Origin of the sequence: Candidatus Photodesmus blepharonis, from assembly GCF_000731795.2 — a bacterium.
In the GTDB taxonomy this organism is placed as follows: domain Bacteria; phylum Pseudomonadota; class Gammaproteobacteria; order Enterobacterales; family Vibrionaceae; genus Vibrio; species Vibrio blepharonis.
Genome location: NZ_JGVK01000033.1, coordinates 48,010 through 66,856 on the forward strand (window position 1 = coordinate 48,010; position 18,847 = coordinate 66,856).

Here is an 18,847-nt window from a genome sequence, read left to right on the forward strand (position 1 = left end):
TTATTGTATATTAATCTTCAACAATAGACGCTGGAGGCCAATTTTCAAGGCGCATACCAAGAGAAAGACCACGTGATGCAAGTACATCCTTAATTTCCGTAAGAGATTTTTTACCAAGATTTGGAGTCTTAAGCAACTCTACTTCAGTACGCTGTACAAGATCACCAATATAATGGACCGCCTCCGCTTTTAAACAATTAGCAGAGCGAACTGTCAATTCAAGATCATCCACAGGACGTAGTAAAATGGGATCAAACTCTGGTTTTTCTTCTTTCTCTTCAGGCACCCGTAAGTCACGTAAGTCAACGAAAGCGTCCAGTTGCTCAGCTAAAATAGTAGCGGCGCGACGAATAGCCTCTTCAGGTTCCAAAGTACCATTCGTCTCCATATCAATTACAAGCTTATCTAAATCTGTACGCTGCTCTACGCGGGCGGCTTCAACCGAATAAGCAATCTTATCCACTGGACTATATGTTGCGTCTACTAATAAACGACCAATTGGACGCTCATCTTCAATATGGACACGAGCAGAAGCTGGAACGTAACCTCGACCCCGTTCTACCTTAATTCGCATAGTAATTTCAGCATCATCAGCAGTCAGATGACAAATAACATGTTCTGGATTTACGATCCTAACATCAGCATCGCAAATAATATCAGCCGCAGTCACAGGACCCAAGCCTGATTTGCTTAATTCAATAAATACTTCATCTTTTCCATCAGCAACCCTTATAGAAAGCCCTTTAAGATTCAGAAGGATCTCAAGAATATCCTCTTGTACTCCTTCCTTAGTACTATATTCGTGTAATACGCCTTCAATCTCCACTTCTGTTACAGCACAGCCTGGCATAGAAGATAGAAGAATACGACGCAACGCATTACCTAGAGTATGACCAAAGCCACGCTCTAACGGCTCAAGAGTGACTTTTGCATGCTTCGTATTAATCTGCTCTATGTCAACGAAGCGCGGCTTAAGAAATTCCGTTGCAGAACCTTGCATTATATCCTCTCTTAGTTCTAAATTAAATCCGAAATTTACTTAGAGTAAAGTTCGACAATCAATTGCTCATTGATATCAGGTGAAAAATCAGAACGCTCAGGTACGCGCTTAATCTTACCTTCCATCTTATCAACATGAATTTCAATCCAAGTTATTTTTTCGCGTTGTTCAGCAATATCTAAAGCAGCCTTAATACGAGCTTGCTTCTGAGCTTTTTCACGGATTGAAATTATATCGTTAACCAATACTTTGAAGGAAGGAATATTAACAACACTACCATTGACTAGAACAGCCTTATGATTGACTAACTGACGCGACTCTGCGCGAGTTACACCAAACCCCATACGGTAAATTATGTTATCAAGACGCCCTTCAAGAAGCTGAAGCAAGTTTTCACCTGTGTTTCCCTTAAGACGTGCAGCCTTTTTATAATAATTGCGAAATTGCTTTTCTAAAACTCCATAGATACGCCGAACTTTCTGCTTTTCACGCAATTGAATACCGTATTCAGACAAACGACCACGACGAGCTCCATGTATACCTGGCACATTATCAATTTTACACTTACTATCAATGGAACGTACACCAGACTTAAGGAACAAGTCAGTCCCTTCTCTACGACTAAGCTTTAATTTGGGACCTAGATACCTTGCCATAATCTTTCTCCAATATTTCAAAAAGGTTACACACGACGTTTTTTAGGCGGACGACAACCATTATGAGGGATTGGTGTGGCATCAACAATATTCGTAATACGAAAACCAGCAGCGTTCAGCGCACGAACAGTAGATTCCCGCCCTGGACCTGGACCCTTAATCATAACTTCTAAGTTTCTTAAACCGTATTCTTTAGCCATTTCAGCGCAACGTTCAGCAGCAATTTGAGCAGCAAAGGGAGTGGATTTACGAGATCCACGGAATCCAGAACCACCAGCAGTTGCCCAAGCTAAGGCATTACCCTGACGATCTGTAATAGTCACAATTGTATTATTAAAAGATGAATGAATATGCGCTACACCATCAGAAACCTGCTTACGTACTCGCTTAAGAGGGCGAGTTGCTTGTTTTACCATTTTAAAGTTACCTTATCCGATCTATTTTTTAATCGGCTTACGCGGACCCTTGCGGGTACGAGCATTGGTTTTAGTACGCTGCCCACGTAATGGTAGACTGCGACGATGACGAAGACCTCGGTAACAGCCAAGGTCCATAAGATGTTTGATATTCATGGATACTTCGCGACGTAAATCGCCCTCCACAGTATGTCCGGCTATACTATCACGTAGCTTATTAAGCTGTTCTTCGCTTAGCTCACTGATCTTGACGGCTGTATTGATACCCACCTTAGCCAAAATAGCTCTGGAACGAGTCCTACCGATACCGTAAATTGCAGTTAAAGCAATTTCAGCATGTTTTTGATCAGGAATATTAATACCTGCTATACGGGCCACTATTAACTCCTAGTAATTACAATATAAAAAAACATCCCGGTAAAGCCCGTTGAGGATACACCGTGGAATACTACTCAGATTCTCTTGCACACAAACACTTGACCAAGAATATACTTGACAGTATCGTATTTCAAGTAAAAATTTCTAATTACCCTTGGCGTTGCTTGTGTCTTGGCTCCACACAAATAACACGAATAACACCGTTGCGCTTGATCAACTTACAATTACGACAAATTTTCTTAACAGAAGCACGAACTTTCACTCTTTAATTACTCCACAAAAATGACACTTTGATCAACGACTGTAGCCTTTAAGATTCGCTTTTCTTAACACAGAATCATATTGTTGCGACATCAGATAAGTTTGAACTTGCGCCATAAAATCCATGATTACAACAACCACTATCAACAATGATGTACCACCGAAATAAAAACGAACATTCCAAGCTACCATCATAAATTCTGGAATTAAACAAATAAAAGCAATGTACAGTGCGCCAACAAGAGTTAAACGCGCCATTACTTTATCAATATACCTTGCTGTCTGTTCACCTGGACGAATGCCAGGTATAAATGCACCAGATTTTTTTAGGTTATCTGCTGTCTCACGTGGATTAAAGACTAAAGCTGTATAGAAAAAACAGAAAAAAATTATCGCGACCGCATAACAAATAACATATAACGGCTGACCTGGGCTGAGAGCTATAGATATATCAGTTAACCAAGAAGGATTACTCTCATCACCTTGACCAAACCATTGAGACAACGTGCCTGCAAATAAAATAATACTTGATGCAAAAATCGCTGGTATAACCCCCGCCATATTAATTTTCAAAGGCAAATGAGTACTTTGAGCGGCAAAAATTTTGCGACCATGTTGACGCTTTGCATAATTAACAGCTATACGACGCTGACCACGTTCCATAAAAACAACAAAATAAATTACACAGAAAACTAACATACTCATTAGCAATAATAGAAGAAAATGCAATTCACCTTGCCGTGCTTGCTCAAAGGTTTTTCCGATTGCAGAAGGCAATCCCGCGACAATACCCGCAAAAATCAATAACGAAATGCCATTACCAACACCACGATCTGTAACCTGCTCACCTAACCACATCAAAAACATAGTGCCAGTTACTAAACTCACGGTGGCAATGAGTGTAAACACAGCTTTGTCTATAACAACTAAATTATCGACCATATTTGGTAAACCAGTTGCAACGCCAATAGCCTGAAATGTTGCCAATAAAAGAGTCATATAACGCGTATACTGGCTTATTTTACGGCGACCAGCTTCACCTTCTTTTTTTAGTTCAATTAACGGTGGATGAACTAGGGTAAGCAATTGAATAATAATAGAAGCTGAAATATAAGGCATAATTCCTAATGCTAAAATAGACGCACGTTCGAGGGCTCCACCAGAAAACATGTTAAACATCTCTACAATAGTCCCTTTTTGTTGCGCAAATAAATCAGCAAGCACAGCTGCATTAACGCCAGGAACAGGCACAAAAGAACCTGCTCGAAACACTAAAAGAGCACCTATGACGAACAACAAACGCGACCTTAACCGAATCAAACCAGTTTGCGCATTACGAAAATCTGATTTCTTAACCATCTATAACTTTACCACCTAAAGCTTCAACAACACCTCTAGCACCTTTCGTTACACGTATACCTCTAATGGTAACAACCTTACTAAATCTATCTTTAGAAAGAAAAATTTTAACAAACTTAATATTCTTAGAAATAATATTGGCTACCTTAAGACTTTTAATATCAACTACATCGCCGGCTACTTTTCTTAATTCAGATAAACGAACCTCAGCAGATAACAGGCTCCTGCGAGAGGTAAAGCCTAATTTAGGTAGACGTTGTTTTAAAGGCATCTGCCCCCCTTCAAAACCTAAATGAATACTGCTTCCAGAGCGTGATTTTTGTCCCTTATGACCACGACCTCCTGTCTTACCAAAAGTTGAAGCAATACCGCGACCTAAACGCTTCTTTAAAAACTTAGAGCCTAAAGCCGGTGATAGAGTATTTAAACGCATCCCAAACTCTCCTCAACCTTAACCATATAATGAACTTTATTTATCATACCACGAATACACGGCGTATCCTCAAGTTCGACTGTTTGATTAATTTTACAAAGTCCTAAACCTTTAAGGCATGCCCTATGCTTAGGTAGACACCCGATTACACTTTTAATTTGAGTTACTCTAACAATTGCCATAGCACTCTTCTACCTTAAAATATTCTCAACAGCCAGACCACGCTTAGCAGCAACCATTTCTGGAGATTTAACATCCACTAAACCTGCAATAGTTGCACGAACAACATTAATCGGATTAGTAGAACCGTATGCCTTAGCCAATACATTATGCACACCAGCTACTTCAAGTACTGCACGCATAGCACCACCCGCAATCACACCAGTACCCTCTGAAGCAGGCTGCATATAAATTTTAGAGCCTGAATGACGACCCTTCACTGCATGATAAAGAGTTCCTTCTTTGAGAGCAATAGTGATCATATTTCTACGTGCTTTCTCCATTGCTTTCTGAATCGCAGCAGGTACCTCGCGAGCTTTCCCATAACCAAAACCTACACGACCGTTACCATCACCAACTACCGTTAACGCGGTAAAACTCATAACGCGTCCTCCCTTGACTGTCTTAGAGACTCGATTCACAGAGATTAGCTTTTCTTGTAGGTCATTAACATTAGATTGTTGTTCTTTAGCCATCTTCACTATCAACCTTTACTAGAATTTCAGACCAACTTCACGAGCAGATTCTGCTAATGCCGCTATCCGACCATGGTATCGAAAACCAGAACGATCAAATGAAATACTTGAGATACCTCTTTCAAGTGCACGTTCAGCAATAATTCTACCTACCACTTTTGCTGCCTCGATATTACCGGTATTTTTTACTGATCTACGTATAGCTCTCTCTACAGTCGAGGCTGCCGCAATAACATCGGATCCGTTAGGCGCGATAATTTGAGCATATACGTGGCGTGAAGCTCGATGCACCACCAAACGAATTTCCCCCAATTTTGCAATCTTACAGCGTGTGCGCATAGCACGGCGAATACGAGATACTTTCTTATCCATAGCGTCAACCTTACTTCTTTTTAGCTTCTTTGGTACGTACATCCTCATCCAGATAACGGATACCTTTACCCTTGTAAGGCTCAGGTTCGCGGTAAGAACGAATATCAGCCGCAACCTGACCAACTAACTGTTTATCACATCCCATAATTATGATCTCAGTTTGATTTGGGCAATTCACTTTGATACCACAAGGCAAAGCGTGCTGTATTGAATGTGAAAATCCAAGAGTTAAAACTACAACGTTGTCTTTCAGAACAACACGATACCCAACACCCTTCAAAATTAGTTTTTTATGAAAACCCTGAGTAACACCAACGATCATATTATCTACAAGAGCACGAGCTGTTCCAGCTTGTGCGCGAGCAGCAGCGGCCCTGATACGTGCATGAAAAACTAAACTGTTACCCTTCTGTTCAATCATTACAGCGTCATTTATCACACGAGTCAGTTCACCATTACCACCCTTTACAGTGATTTCCTGATCGGTTAAATTCACCTTCACACCAAACGGAATAGAGACAGGTACTTTAGCAATGCGAGACATAATCTCTTCTTCCCAATCATAATAATTAAGCTACATAACAAATAATTTCGCCGCCAAGACCTACTTCACGAGCCGAACGATCAGACATTAGACCTTTAGAGGTAGATATCACAGCAACACCCAAACCGCCCATCACTAACGGCAACGAATCCTTCTTCTTGTAAACACGCAAGCCAGGACGTGATACACGCTGAATTTCTTCAATTACCGGCTTCGTTTGAAAATACTTAAGAACAAGCTTAAGCTCAGGCTTTGCTGGATCTCCAGCATTTTCAACATTGAAATCAGAAATATAACCTTCTATTTGAAGCAATTCAGCGATTGCGACTTTCAGCTTTGAAGAAGGCATTTTCACAGCAACTTTTCTCGCTGCTTGACCATTACGAATTCGGGTCAACATATCCGAAATCGGATCTTGCATGCTCATAAAATTTACTCCAAGTGGTTAAGTACCAATTACCAACTAGCTTTACAAAGACCTGGAATTTCACCCTTCATACAAGCCTCACGAACTTTAATACGACTTAGACCGAACTTGCGCAAATAACCATTTGAACGACCTGTCTGATTGCAACGATTACGCTGACGCGATGCACTCGAGTCACGCGGAAGAGATTGCAATTTTAAAACTGCATTCCATCGCTCTTCATCAGATGCATTTATATCACTAATAGTAGCCTTAAAAACAGAACGTTTCTTAGCAAACCTAGCTACCAACTTAGCACGTCTAACTTCTCGCGCTTTCACCGATTGTTTAGCCATGATATCAATCCTTCACTAATTTACGTAACGGGAAGCCAAAAGCAACCAATAGGGCATGGCCTTCATCATCAGTATCGGCTGAGGTTGTTATGGCAATATCAAGACCACGTACACGATCGATCTTGTCATAATCAATTTCAGGGAAGATGATTTGCTCACGCACACCCATACTGTAGTTGCCACGTCCATCAAAAGACCTAGCGTTCATGCCACGAAAATCACGTACACGCGGGAGAGCAATTGAAATTAAGCGCTCAAAAAATTCCCACATACGTCTACCACGCAAAGTTGCTTTACAACCAATTGGGTAACCTTCACGAATTTTAAAACCAGCAACGGATTTACGTGCTTTAGTAATGACAGGCTTTTGACCAGAGATCATCTCCATATCAAATACTGCATTTTCTAATAGTTTCTTGTCATTAACTGCTTCACCTACACCCATGTTCAACGTAATTTTCTCAATCCTAGGGACTTGCATGACGCTCGTGTAACTGAACTTTTTCGTAAGTTCAGGAACTACAAATGACTTATAGTAACCATGCAGTTTCGCCACAGTAAAATTCTCCAAATTATTTTTTTTATTTAAAACTAGAAATATTTTCGCCATTAGATTTAAAAAAACGAACTTTCTTTCCATCCTCAAAACGAAAACCAACACGGTCTGCTTTGCCAGTAGTTGTGTTAAAAATTGCAACATTAGAAACATCAATAGCTGCTTCTTGTTTAATGATACCACCCTTCTGACCCGAAGCTGGCACAGGCTTTTGATGTTTCTTAATAAAATTGATACCTTCAACAACAACCTTACCACTCCGGTACACCTTGACTACCTTACCTTTTTTACCTTTGTCTTTGCCGGTAAGAACGATGACATCATCATTACGACGTATTTTTGCAGCCATTTCTTTACAATACTCCTTACAAAACTTCCGGAGCCAACGAAACTATCTTCATGAACTTTGCTTCATTACGTAGTTCGCGTGTTACCGGACCAAAGATACGTGTACCAATAGATTGCTCCGTAGTATCATTCAACAGTACGCAGGCATTCCGATCAAAACGAATAACGGAACCATCTGAACGACGCACACCCTTACAGGTTCGAACAACAACAGCCTTAAGAACATCACCCTTTCTAACTTTACCTCGAGGGATAGCTTCCTTCACGGCAACCTTAATAATGTCTCCTATATGTGCATACCGACGACGAGAACCACCAAGAACCTTAATGCACATCACTCTACGAGCACCCGAATTATCAGCAGCATATAATATACTTTGAACTTGTATCATACTAGCACTTCACTAAAATATCCCAAAGCTTAGCCCTCCTTTTATCTTTGATAAACAATAGAACTGCAACTGTACCACTCAGTGTTGCAATTGGATAGATACCAGAACTCAACTAAACTTTTGCTTCTTCCAAAATTTTAACCAATCGCCATGATTTAGTTCTAGAAAGTGGACGACATTCTGTAATTTCAATTTTATCACCTAAGGCACACTCATTTTTCTCATCATGTACTTTTACCTTAGTTGTACGTCTGACAAACTTACCGTAAATCGGGTGCTTCACCATGCGTTCGATAGAAACAACGACAGATTTATCCATCCTATTACTAACTACACGACCTTGTTGAGTACGTTTTTGCTCACTAATCATTATTCACCTTTTTCGCTTAAAACAGTTTTAACACGCGCGATGTCGTGGCGTATAACTCGTAAAGTATGAGTCTTTTGTAATTGACCAGTTGCGGCCTGGACACGCAAATTGAACTGCTCACGCAGTAAATTTAAAAGCTCAGCATTCAGTTCATCAACGTTCTTTTTACGTAGAGATTTCGCCTTCATCAGATCACCTGTTTAATTACAAATGTAGTTTTAAATGGCAACTTGCACGACGCAAGTCGAAACGCTTCACGAGCCAACTCTTCAGGCACTCCATCCATCTCATACATAACCTTACCAGGCTTAATTTGAGCTACCCAGTACTCAACATTACCCTTACCTTTTCCTTGGCGAACTTCAAGCGGTTTTTCCGTAACAGGTTTATCTGGAAATACACGGATCCAAATCTTACCTTGACGCTTAACATGACGTGTCATCGTACGACGAGCCGCCTCGATTTGACGAGCACTTAAACGACCGCGCCCCACCGCTTTAAGACCAAAAACGCCAAAATTTATATTAGTACCTTTTGCTAAACCACGGTTACGCCCAGTTTGAACTTTACGAAACTTGCTACGCTTAGGTTGTAACATCTGTCAACTCCTTTATTTACGGCCTTTACGTTGTTTCTTATTAGACAACTTGTCGTTTTTCGAGTCTACTGTACCAATAACTGGCATACCACCTAAGATTTCTCCCTGAAAAATCCAAACCTTAATACCTATTACACCATACTGAGTATAAGCAGAAGAAGTTGCATAATTAACGTCAGCACGCAATGTGTGTAAAGGAACACGACCTTCACGATACCACTCAGAACGCGCGATTTCTGCTCCTCCAAGACGACCACTTATCTCTATTTTAATTCCTTTAGCACCAAGACGCATCGCATTTTGCACTGCTCGTTTCATAGCACGACGAAACATCACTCGACGTTCTAATTGAGATGCGACGCTATCACCTACAAGCTGTGCGTCTAACTCAGGCTTTCGTACCTCAGTAATATTAATTTGTGCTGGTACACCTGCAATCTTAGCTACAGAAGCACGTAACCTCTCAACATCCTCACCTTTCTTCCCAATAACAATACCGGGACGAGCAGTATAAATCGTAACACGAATGCTCTTGGCAGGACGTTCGATGATTATACGTGATAAAGATGCTTTTCGCAGTTCTTTCATCAAAAATTGACGAACCTTAAAGTCCCCATTTAGATTATCAGCAAAATCTTTAGTATTGGCAAACCATGTTGCATTCCAAGTTTTAACTATACCAAGACGCATACCATTCGGATGTACTTTTTGACCCATTACTATCTCTCCCAATCTTTTAGCGGTCTACCACAATAACAGTGATATGGCTTGAACGCCTCAAGATACGATCAGCACGACCTTTTGCACGAGGCATAACACGCTTCATGGTAGGCCCCTCATCTACGAGTATTTTAGCGATGCTCAGATCATCAATATCCGCACCTTCATTATGTTCCGCATTCGCAATTGCTGATTCAAGAACTTTTTTAATCAAATTAGCAGCTTTTGCGTTGCTGAAAGTTAAAATCTCCAGAGCTTGTTCCACATTTTTTCCGCGAACTTCATCAGCAACCAAGCGAGCTTTCTGGGGTGAAATACGAGCAAAATTATGTTTAGCTAACACTTCTATCATACTTTAATATCCCTAACGTTTCTTCGCTTTTTTATCTGCAGAGTGCCCACGATAAGTACGAGTTGGTGCAAACTCTCCCAATTTGTAACCAACCATTTCTTCAGTAACGAATACTGGAACATGCTGACGACCATTATGGACAGCTATAGTCAAACCAATCATTGTTGGAATGATCATCGAACGACGAGACCAAGTCTTGATAGGTCTTTTCCCTCCACTTTCCACCGCTTTCTCTACCTTCTTCAGCAAATGCAGGTCTATGAATGGACCTTTCTTGAGAGAACGTGCCATGATGGGATTCCTCTTTAAATGTATAAATTATTTGTTACGACGACGTATAATATATTTATCGGTGCGTTTATTTTTCCGAGTCTTAAGTCCTTTGGTAGGTATTCCCCAAGGTGAAACTGGATGACGACCACCAGATGTACGACCCTCACCACCCCCATGTGGGTGATCGACTGGATTCATCACAACACCACGCACAGTTGGACGAATACCACGCCAACGATTAGCACCAGCCTTGCCTAATTCACGTAACATATGCTCGCAACTACCAACTTCACCAATAGTCGCACGACACTCAGAATATACTTTCCGTATTTCACCAGAACGTAGGCGAATAGTAACGTAAGCATCATCACAAGCAACAATCTGGGCATGAGCTCCAGCAGAACGAGCTAGTTGCGCACCTTTTTTAGGCTTAAGTTCAATACAGTGTATAGTAGAACCTACCGGAATACTGTGCATTGGAAGAGCATTACCAACTTTGATTGGAACATCAGTTCCAGATTGCACATGATCGCCTTCTTTTATACCTTTTGGAGCAATAATATAGCGGCGTTCACCATCAGCGTATAAAAGAAGGGCTATGTTAGCACTACGATTTGGATCGTATTCTAAACGCTCTACCCTAGCTGAAATGTTATCTTTGCTTCGCTTGAAGTCGATCACGCGATAATGGTGCTTATGACCACCACCAACATGACGTACCGTAATACGACCGTTATTGTTACGACCACCCTTTTTAGAGTTTTTTTGTAAAAGAGATCTATATGCCCCTCCCTTATATAGATCATCGTTAACAACTTTAACAACATGACGACGACCAGGGGAAGTCGGCTTACACTTAACAATAGCCATTTTTGTACTACTCCTGTTATTCCACACCGCCGATAAAATCAATATTTTGACCTTTTTCTAACATTACGTATGCTTTTTTAATATTGATACGGCGCCCCTGACGCTTTAACTTACCTTTAACTATAAGAGTATTCACCGATCTCACTTGAACTCCGAAAAGCTGCTCCACAGCTCTCTTTATCCCTTTCTTAGTTGCGTCTTTAGCTACTTTCAAAACAACAGTACCCAATTTTTCAGCTGCTACAGTTGCCTTTTCAGAAATATGTGGACCCCTTATGATTTTAAATACGCCCTCTTTATCGACCATCATGAAGCATATCCTCAACTTGCTTAACTGCTTCAGCAGTTATCAGAACTTTTTCGAATGCAATTAAACTAACTGGATCAATACCAGCAACATTACGTACATCAACCCTGTATAGGTTACGAGCAGCCAAAAATAAATTCTGATCTACTTTATTCGTAATAATTAAAACATGACTCAACCCAAACTCCCTGAGCCTAGCTACCAACTCTCTTGTCTTCGGTACCTTTACTGAAAGATTTTCAACAACAACTAATCTTTCCTGACGAATAAGCTCAGAAAGGATACTTTTCATAGCTCCACGATACATCTTCTTATTGATCTTTTGCTTATAGCTTCGCGGTTTAGCGGCAAAAGTAACACCGCCTGAACGCCAAAGTGGACTACGAATAGTACCAGCACGCGCACGACCAGTACCTTTCTGACGCCATGGTTTAGTACCGCCTCCAGAAACTTCTGATCGCGTCTTTTGGGAACGCGTACCCTGACGAGCTCCCGCTGAAAATGCAACAACTACCTGGTGAACAAGCGCTTCGTTAAACTCATGTCCAAAAGTAGTTTTAGAAACAGTTAATGCATTAGCACCCTTAACCATCAACTCCATTACTCACTCCTAGACGTTACGCTTTACTTTAATGGCAGGTTTAACAATAACATCGCCGCCGATCGAACCTGGCACCGCACCTTTTAAGAGAATCGCATTACGTTCAATATCAATTCGCACAATTTCTAAACTCTGAGTTGTCACACGCGCAGCTCCCATATGCCCTGCCATTTTTTTCCCCTTAAACACACGCCCTGGAGTTTGACACTGACCAATTGAACCAGGCGCGCGATGGGACAAAGAATTACCATGAGTCATATCTTGAGTACTAAAATTCCAACGCTTAACGGTACCTTGGAAACCTTTACCTTTAGATCTAGCAGTGACATCTACCTTTTTAATTTCACTGAAGAAATTCACATTTAATTCAGAACCAACTTCAAATTTTTCGCCATTTTCTAAATGAAATTCCCAAAGACCTCGACCAGCAACCACACCTGCTTTTGCCAGGTGACCAGCTTCTGGTTTAGAAACGCGGCTAGGCTTCCGAACACCAGTAGTCACTTGAATTGCAGAGTAACCATCACTCTCAAAAGTCTTGACTTGAGAAACACGATTTACTTCAATTTCAATAACAGTTACTGGGATGGAAACGCCTCCTTCGGTAAACACGCGGGTCATGCCCGCTTTACGTCCGACTAGACCAATCATTCTTTTAAATTTCCCTAACCTAAACTGATTTGCACATCAACGCCTGCTGCAAGATCCAAACGCATCAAAGCGTCAACAGTCTTATCTGTTGGCTCAATAATATCTATCAATCGCTTATGAGTACGAATTTCGTACTGATCACGCGCATCTTTGTTAGCATGTGGAGAAACGAGAACAGTGAAACGCTCTTTACGAGTCGGTAGTGGAATAGGACCACGGACCTGTGCCCCAGTACGTTTTGCTGTTTCAACAATCTCCGCAGTAGAAGTATCAATTAATCTATAATCAAAAGCCTTCAAGCGAATACGAATACGTTGGTTCTGCATAAGACAGAGCTCCAATAATTAAATTTATACAAAACCAGCGGCATCTGAGCTTGCCAGAATGCTGATCGTTCTACGCGAAACCATAGCATCCCGGATTCGGACGCGTTGTCAGTTAACTCTAAAAAAAACAAACAAAAAAATAAGAGAGGGAATTGCAGTCAAACTGGATCCCTTCTTACATCCAATCATTACTAACTTAACTAGTCTGCTGAATTATACAGATGACAACTTTACATGCAAGTATTGCTAGAAAAATAAAAGGATTTATTTTAGCATTATGCATCTAATTTAATTATTTAGTTGCTATTTTCTATCGAGTATAAAACCTCTAAACTAAACGTTGACGAACTGCTTCAAAAAGGCAAATTCCTGATGTAACTGAAACATTAAGACTAGAAATACTACCTGTCATTGGAATTTTAACTAAATCATCACAAGTTTTACGAGTCAAATGACGCATACCATTTTCTTCTGAACCTATAACGATTGCCAACGAACCTGTTAATTTAATTTGATAAATACTACGCATTGCCTCAGCAGCAGTGCCCACAAACCAAACACCTTGCTCCTGCAAAGTACGCATGGTACGAGCGAGATTTGTCACCTGGACTACTGGCACTGTTTCAGCAGCACCAGACGCAACTTTGCTCACTGTTGGGGTTACTAGCACGGCTCTATCTTTGGGAACAATGACCGCTGCTACACCTGCACCATCTGCATTACGTAAGCATGCACCTAAATTATGGGGATCTACCACACCATCAAGAACCAACAGAAGGGGCTCCTTGTACTTGCTTAAAATAGCGACTAAATCATTTTCACAAAAGCGTTTAGCTTTTTTTACTTTAGCAACAATACCTTGATGATTTCCTCCGGAGACCTTCTTGCTAAGAATTTTTCTATCCATTTCTTGGATAGAAATAGCACAAACTTGCAACTCATTCAATAATTTAGATAACCGGTTACCATGACGTCCTTTTAGCACAAATATTTCCACTAACCGAACGGGATCTCTTTCTAAAACTGCTCTCACAGAATGAATCCCATAAATAATCTCGTTACTCATATCGACCACTATCGTATTTCGCTTTTAAATGATGTCTATTGACTTCATCACTTTGATCATTTCAATACAGCTTGAGATAGGCTCTGCTTAGTTTCAGCTAATTCAAAGTCAATTTTTCTGTTCTCTAAACTAACCGACAGAACCTTTACTGCCACCACATCACCTAGACGATATATTGTACCAGAGTTTTCGCCAACAATTCTTTGATTAGTTAAATCGAACCGATAATACTCTTTTCTCAGAGACGAGATATGTACTAAACCATCAATATGAAACGCAGTTAAACGTACGAAAAAACCAAAGCTTGTTACATTACTGATCAACCCCTCTAGTTCCTTACCAATGTAATCTTGCATATACTCACATTTTAGCCAATCAGACGCATTTCGAGTAGCCTCGTTAGCACGACGCTCCGTCATCGAACACTGCTCACCATAGAAGTTTATATCATTGAGCGAATAACGGAAACAGCTCGTAAATTGCTCTTGATTACGACTTTCTCTCTGAGAGAGAATGTACTTGATTACACGATGTAATAACAAATCTGGATAACGTCGAATTGGAGAGGTAAAATGAGCGTATCGTTTTAGTGCTAAACCAAAGTGACCGCAATTGTCTGGACTGTACACTGCCTGCTTCATAGAACGAAGCAACATATTTTGAATTAATTCTTTATCTTGACGCTCACTTATTTTTTTCATTAAATTAGCGTAGTCTGAAGAAGATGGTTCTTTCCCTCCTTCCAAATTTAATCCCAATTCACCCAAAAAACTACGGAACTCTTCTAGACGGAGTTCATCCGGCGACTCGTGAATACGAAACAAAGCAGGCTCTTTAGCTTCTTCAACTAAGGAAGCAGAAGCAATATTTGCTAGAATCATACATTCTTCAACTATTTTATGCGCATCATTACGAAATACAGGCTCAATATGTTCAATTTTTAGATCAGCATTAAAAATAAACTTCGTTTCTACTGTTTCAAATTCGATGGCACCACGTTTTCTGCGTAACTCTTTCAATACTCTATACATTTCATAAAGAGCTTTTAAATTTGGTACTATTGGCCTATAGATATTACATAATTCTTCATCACCCTTTAGGATCGCATCAACTTTGTTATAAGTGAGGCGAGCATGCGAGTTCATCACTGCCTCATAGTGTTTATAACCTAATAACTTCCCCTGATTTGAAATAGTCATTTCACAAACCATGCATAATCGATCTACTTTAGGGTTCAAAGAACATAAATTATTAGAAAATATTTCTGGCAACATAGGTACAACCTGAGATGGGAAATAAACGGAATTGCCTCGATTCATTGCTTCTCTATCCAGAGCAGTATTAGGACGTATATAGTAACTTACATCGGCAACTGCAACCCATAAGCGCCAACCACCATCATTTTGCACTTCACAAAATAATGCATCATCAAAATCGCAAGCATCCTCATCATCAATAGTCACTAAAGGCAAATCACGTAAATCTACTCTATCTTCCTTTGCTTTTTGAGATAATTTCTCATCAATATCAACGAGTTGTTTATCTACATCATTAAGCCAAACATTAGGGATCTGGTAAGTATGAATTGCTACTTTCGTCTCAATACCGGGATCCGTATTTTTACCAAGAACATCGATAACCCGACCTTTCATCTGTTGTGAATTATTATCTCGCTTAATAATCTCTACTGCTACTACACTTCCTATTTGAGCATTGCCTCTATGCTCGTTTGGAATTAAAACGTCTTGATTAATGCGAGAATCATCCGCTAACACCCATGCAGAATTATATTTACAAAAAAAACGACCAACAATCGGAGCCTTACGCTGCTCTAATATTTGCACTAATCTACCTTCACTTCGACAACGCTTATCTTTACCAACGATACGAATTAGCACATAATCGCCGTGGATAACAGTGCGCATTTGATGATAAGGTAATAAAACATCAGCATCTTTTTTACCCATACTGCTTTTAGGACGAACCCAACCATAACCATCTTTATGTCCAATTACAAATCCCTTCACCATTTCTAACTTTTCAGGTAAAGCGTAACTGTGATGGCCAACAAAAACAATCTGTCCGTCTCTTTCCATAGCTCTTAGTCTACGTTTTAATCCCTCATAACGTCCCTTACCAGATAATCTTAACGCTTCAAATAAACCATTGCGACTCATTGGCACACCTAGTTCAGCAAGAAACTTTAGAATAAACTCCCTGCTAGGAATTGGATTTTCATAATTTTTAGATTCACGATCCAAAAATGGATCGCCATTGATAGTGTTAAACATAAAAGACTTGCTTAAATAAAATTTGCAATAAATATACTTTTACAAATTTAATTTCTAAGTAAAAGTAGATCTAAAAAAGGGAATTAATGATCTCAAAAACTACGTTCTCGAGCTCTAGCAATGATGTTACTTGGCATACGTCTTGCTAAATTTTGACGCAATATTGAAATTTCATTACGAACGTGCCGCTCTGGACTTTTAGAATTGTGAAGCCAACGATAAGCGTCCTCATAATCTAAAGGACTACCATAGTTCCATAATAATAGCTTAGCGAGATGAATTCGAGCATCTAGGTTCCCAATAGCTGCTGCTTCCCGTAAGTAACGTATTGCACGTTCCTTGTCTTCTTGAACCAATATTCCACGCGCATAATAACGCCCTAGCTGCTCAAGAGCATTTGGTAACCCTTGACGAGCAGCACTTTCTATGTAGTATAAACCTAGTTCAACATCTTGTTCGACGCAGACACCCCAGGTTAACATATCACCATACAAAAACTCATAAGACGGCAAGCTAATCCGAGTAGCACGGGCTATAATATCTTCAACTAATTGACAATCATCAGCTTTAATCCGTTTTAAATGTTTATTCTTTCGGATTAATTTAATTAATTCAGATTCAGAATAAACAGGAACGGGTTCACTCAATTCCAAACAATTCACTGATAAACTCAGAACCAATGATATCAAAACTACCACAGTTTGTAGCTTCATACTTAATATTTTTAAATTAATCTAGTGAAATACTTTGGAAAAGCATAATCTTTATGTTAGTAAAAAACAAACTCTTTAAAGAAATTAACAAATAACTAAGGAACACTCATATAACAAAACTAACTTTAAGCATAAAATAACTACTTAAAGTAAAATGGATGAACTTTTATAATTGTCTCGCCACGCTCCGGTCCAGTCGAAATAATATCAATCTGAACGCCAGTTAACTCTTCAATACGCCGAATATAGTCAAGTGATGCTTGAGGCAATTCCTTTATCGATCTAACACCAAACGTATTTTTGCTCCAACCTGGCATTGTTTCATAAATTGGCGTCACCTCTTCGCATAATTCAGCGGCCATCGGTAAAATTTCTACAACAGAACCGTCTTTCATTCTATAACTAGTGCAAATTTTTAGTTCTTCTAAACCATCTAAAACATCTAACTTAGTTAGACAAAAACCTGAAATCGAATTAACCTGGACCGCACGACGTATCGCAACAACATCGAACCAACCGCAACGACGCTTACGACCAGTTGTTGATCCTAACTCATGACCTCTAACTCCCAAATGATTACCTATTTTTCCATTAAGTTCAGTAGGAAATGGACCTGACCCAACACGAGTACAATAAGCTTTAGCAATACCCAAAATATAGCCAAAATGTCTAGGGCCAAAACCAGAACCTGCTACAACACCGCCTACAGTAGTATTGGAAGAGGTAACATAAGGATAGGTACCATGATCAACATCTAACAATGTACCTTGGGCACCTTCAAACATAATTCTCTCCCCGCGCTTACGGGCAAAATCAAGTTCATCAGCTACATCAATAACCATTGCAGTGAGTAAGTCTGTATAGCTCATCACTTGATCTAATACTTCTTTGTAAGACAATGTGCCAACTTTATAAAAATGCTCTAGTTGAAAATTATGAAACTCCATAACATCTTTTAGTTTTTCTGCAAATTTATCTTTATCAAACAAATCACCAACACGTAATCCACGACGAGCAACTTTATCCTCATACGCAGGACCAATACCGCGACCGGTAGTGCCAATTGCTTTCACACCGCGAGCAACTTCGCGTGCTTGATCAACAGCAACATGATAGGGGAGAATCAAGGGACATCCTTCGGAAATGAAAAGACGACTACTGACCGGAATTCCACGCTTTTCAAGCAATTTGATTTCCTTGAGTAAAGCGCTTGGAGACAACACTACGCCATTACCGATAACGCACTTCACATCATTACGAAGAACGCCAGAGGGAATTAAATGCAGAATAATTTTTTTACCATCAACAACAAGAGTATGGCCTGCATTGTGACCACCCTGGTAACGAACAACATATTTTGCATCTTCCGTTAAAAGATCAACAATTTTACCCTTGCCTTCATCACCCCACTGGGTGCCTAGAACGACCACGTTATTTACCATCAAACAGCTAGCCCCTATTACCTCTTCTAGAAGGTGCATTTTAACATCAAATTACATCTCCTGCGACTTTTAATCACGAGCAAACGGGGCCCCCC

The 18,847-nt window shown here is 40.0% G+C and carries 30 protein-coding genes and 1 pseudogene; all 31 read right to left on the reverse strand.

The features are described from left to right. Positions 1–10: 10 nt before the first annotated feature. The gene (locus CF67_RS04990; protein WP_034415220.1) at positions 11–1,000 is read right to left on the reverse strand and encodes a DNA-directed RNA polymerase subunit alpha; all 990 of its coding nucleotides are present in this window, start codon (positions 998–1,000) and stop codon (positions 11–13) included. Positions 1,001–1,035: 35 nt separating this feature from the next. Continuing rightward, positions 1,036–1,656, reverse strand: coding sequence for a 30S ribosomal protein S4 (rpsD, locus tag CF67_RS04995; RefSeq protein WP_034415221.1), 621 nt, complete (start codon positions 1,654–1,656; stop codon positions 1,036–1,038). 26 nt (positions 1,657–1,682) lie between these two features. Then, positions 1,683–2,072, reverse strand: a complete 390-nt coding sequence (gene rpsK / locus CF67_RS05000; protein WP_034415223.1) for a 30S ribosomal protein S11 — start codon at positions 2,070–2,072, stop codon at positions 1,683–1,685. 21 nt (positions 2,073–2,093) lie between these two features. Continuing rightward, complete coding sequence (gene rpsM, locus CF67_RS05005; protein ID WP_034415226.1) at positions 2,094–2,450, reverse strand: 30S ribosomal protein S13; 357 nt, start codon at positions 2,448–2,450, stop codon at positions 2,094–2,096. A 148-nt stretch (positions 2,451–2,598) separates the two neighbouring features. After that, entirely contained in the window at positions 2,599–2,712 is a 114-nt protein-coding gene (gene rpmJ / locus CF67_RS05010) for a 50S ribosomal protein L36 (protein WP_034415229.1), read from the reverse strand. A 32-nt stretch (positions 2,713–2,744) separates the two neighbouring features. Beyond that, complete coding sequence (gene secY, locus CF67_RS05015) at positions 2,745–4,070, reverse strand: preprotein translocase subunit SecY (protein WP_034415231.1); 1,326 nt, start codon at positions 4,068–4,070, stop codon at positions 2,745–2,747. Next, positions 4,063–4,503 (reverse strand): 50S ribosomal protein L15, encoded by a 441-nt coding sequence (gene rplO, locus CF67_RS05020; RefSeq protein ID WP_034415233.1) that lies wholly within the window; start codon positions 4,501–4,503, stop codon positions 4,063–4,065. The genes secY and rplO overlap by 8 nt, the downstream gene beginning before the upstream one ends. After that, on the reverse strand, positions 4,494–4,685 hold the full coding sequence (rpmD, locus tag CF67_RS05025; RefSeq protein WP_034415235.1) for a 50S ribosomal protein L30: 192 nt from the start codon (positions 4,683–4,685) through the stop codon (positions 4,494–4,496). Before rpmD ends, rplO begins: the two co-directional genes overlap by 10 nt. Before the next feature lie 9 nt (positions 4,686–4,694). Beyond that, on the reverse strand, positions 4,695–5,198 hold the full coding sequence (rpsE, locus tag CF67_RS05030; protein WP_034415237.1) for a 30S ribosomal protein S5: 504 nt from the start codon (positions 5,196–5,198) through the stop codon (positions 4,695–4,697). 18 nt (positions 5,199–5,216) lie between these two features. Continuing rightward, complete coding sequence (gene rplR, locus CF67_RS05035) at positions 5,217–5,570, reverse strand: 50S ribosomal protein L18 (protein ID WP_034415286.1); 354 nt, start codon at positions 5,568–5,570, stop codon at positions 5,217–5,219. 10 nt (positions 5,571–5,580) lie between these two features. After that, positions 5,581–6,114, reverse strand: coding sequence for a 50S ribosomal protein L6 (gene rplF / locus CF67_RS05040; protein ID WP_034415240.1), 534 nt, complete (start codon positions 6,112–6,114; stop codon positions 5,581–5,583). Between the two features lie 25 nt (positions 6,115–6,139). Beyond that, the gene (gene rpsH, locus CF67_RS05045; protein ID WP_034415243.1) at positions 6,140–6,541 is read right to left on the reverse strand and encodes a 30S ribosomal protein S8; all 402 of its coding nucleotides are present in this window, start codon (positions 6,539–6,541) and stop codon (positions 6,140–6,142) included. Positions 6,542–6,570: 29 nt separating this feature from the next. Further along, complete coding sequence (rpsN, locus tag CF67_RS05050) at positions 6,571–6,876, reverse strand: 30S ribosomal protein S14 (protein WP_034415245.1); 306 nt, start codon at positions 6,874–6,876, stop codon at positions 6,571–6,573. 4 nt (positions 6,877–6,880) lie between these two features. Further along, positions 6,881–7,432, reverse strand: coding sequence for a 50S ribosomal protein L5 (gene rplE, locus CF67_RS05055; RefSeq protein WP_034415288.1), 552 nt, complete (start codon positions 7,430–7,432; stop codon positions 6,881–6,883). Between the two features lie 25 nt (positions 7,433–7,457). Continuing rightward, positions 7,458–7,781 carry a 50S ribosomal protein L24 gene (gene rplX, locus CF67_RS05060; RefSeq protein ID WP_034415246.1) on the reverse strand — a complete coding sequence of 108 codons (324 nt, stop codon included), beginning with the start codon at positions 7,779–7,781 and terminating at the stop codon, positions 7,458–7,460. 16 nt (positions 7,782–7,797) lie between these two features. Next, complete coding sequence (gene rplN / locus CF67_RS05065) at positions 7,798–8,172, reverse strand: 50S ribosomal protein L14 (protein WP_034415248.1); 375 nt, start codon at positions 8,170–8,172, stop codon at positions 7,798–7,800. Positions 8,173–8,284: 112 nt separating this feature from the next. Next, on the reverse strand, positions 8,285–8,539 hold the full coding sequence (gene rpsQ, locus CF67_RS05070) for a 30S ribosomal protein S17 (RefSeq protein WP_081847440.1): 255 nt from the start codon (positions 8,537–8,539) through the stop codon (positions 8,285–8,287). 2 nt (positions 8,540–8,541) lie between these two features. Further along, positions 8,542–8,730: a 50S ribosomal protein L29 gene (gene rpmC / locus CF67_RS05075; protein ID WP_034415253.1), complete on the reverse strand. Its 189-nt coding sequence runs from the start codon at positions 8,728–8,730 to the stop codon at positions 8,542–8,544. Further along, a complete protein-coding gene (gene rplP / locus CF67_RS05080; protein ID WP_034415255.1) occupies positions 8,730–9,140 on the reverse strand; it encodes a 50S ribosomal protein L16 in 411 nt (136 codons plus the stop codon). Before rplP ends, rpmC begins: the two co-directional genes overlap by 1 nt. A 12-nt stretch (positions 9,141–9,152) precedes the next feature. Beyond that, positions 9,153–9,857, reverse strand: a complete 705-nt coding sequence (gene rpsC / locus CF67_RS05085; RefSeq protein ID WP_034415258.1) for a 30S ribosomal protein S3 — start codon at positions 9,855–9,857, stop codon at positions 9,153–9,155. 19 nt (positions 9,858–9,876) lie between these two features. Further along, positions 9,877–10,209 carry a 50S ribosomal protein L22 gene (gene rplV, locus CF67_RS05090; protein WP_034415291.1) on the reverse strand — a complete coding sequence of 111 codons (333 nt, stop codon included), beginning with the start codon at positions 10,207–10,209 and terminating at the stop codon, positions 9,877–9,879. Positions 10,210–10,224: 15 nt separating this feature from the next. Continuing rightward, the gene (gene rpsS, locus CF67_RS05095; protein WP_034415261.1) at positions 10,225–10,503 is read right to left on the reverse strand and encodes a 30S ribosomal protein S19; all 279 of its coding nucleotides are present in this window, start codon (positions 10,501–10,503) and stop codon (positions 10,225–10,227) included. A 27-nt stretch (positions 10,504–10,530) separates the two neighbouring features. After that, on the reverse strand, positions 10,531–11,355 hold the full coding sequence (gene rplB, locus CF67_RS05100) for a 50S ribosomal protein L2 (protein ID WP_034415262.1): 825 nt from the start codon (positions 11,353–11,355) through the stop codon (positions 10,531–10,533). 16 nt (positions 11,356–11,371) lie between these two features. Then, positions 11,372–11,662, reverse strand: a complete 291-nt coding sequence (gene rplW / locus CF67_RS05105; RefSeq protein WP_034415298.1) for a 50S ribosomal protein L23 — start codon at positions 11,660–11,662, stop codon at positions 11,372–11,374. Next, positions 11,652–12,263, reverse strand: a complete 612-nt coding sequence (gene rplD / locus CF67_RS05110; RefSeq protein ID WP_034415265.1) for a 50S ribosomal protein L4 — start codon at positions 12,261–12,263, stop codon at positions 11,652–11,654. The genes rplW and rplD overlap by 11 nt, the downstream gene beginning before the upstream one ends. A gap of 9 nt (positions 12,264–12,272) precedes the next feature. Beyond that, positions 12,273–12,914 (reverse strand): 50S ribosomal protein L3, encoded by a 642-nt coding sequence (gene rplC / locus CF67_RS05115; RefSeq protein WP_034415267.1) that lies wholly within the window; start codon positions 12,912–12,914, stop codon positions 12,273–12,275. A gap of 14 nt (positions 12,915–12,928) precedes the next feature. Further along, a complete protein-coding gene (gene rpsJ, locus CF67_RS05120) occupies positions 12,929–13,240 on the reverse strand; it encodes a 30S ribosomal protein S10 (protein WP_034415270.1) in 312 nt (103 codons plus the stop codon). A 328-nt stretch (positions 13,241–13,568) separates the two neighbouring features. Then, complete coding sequence (gene rlmB / locus CF67_RS05125) at positions 13,569–14,306, reverse strand: 23S rRNA (guanosine(2251)-2'-O)-methyltransferase RlmB (protein ID WP_034415272.1); 738 nt, start codon at positions 14,304–14,306, stop codon at positions 13,569–13,571. A 77-nt stretch (positions 14,307–14,383) separates the two neighbouring features. Beyond that, positions 14,384–16,597 (reverse strand): annotated as a pseudogene (rnr, locus tag CF67_RS05130) (ribonuclease R); the annotation flags it as partial. A 92-nt stretch (positions 16,598–16,689) separates the two neighbouring features. After that, complete coding sequence (gene motX / locus CF67_RS05135; protein ID WP_034415274.1) at positions 16,690–17,310, reverse strand: flagellar protein MotX; 621 nt, start codon at positions 17,308–17,310, stop codon at positions 16,690–16,692. 140 nt (positions 17,311–17,450) lie between these two features. Further along, positions 17,451–18,752, reverse strand: a complete 1,302-nt coding sequence (locus tag CF67_RS05140; protein ID WP_034415303.1) for an adenylosuccinate synthase — start codon at positions 18,750–18,752, stop codon at positions 17,451–17,453. Positions 18,753–18,847: the final 95 nt, after the last annotated feature.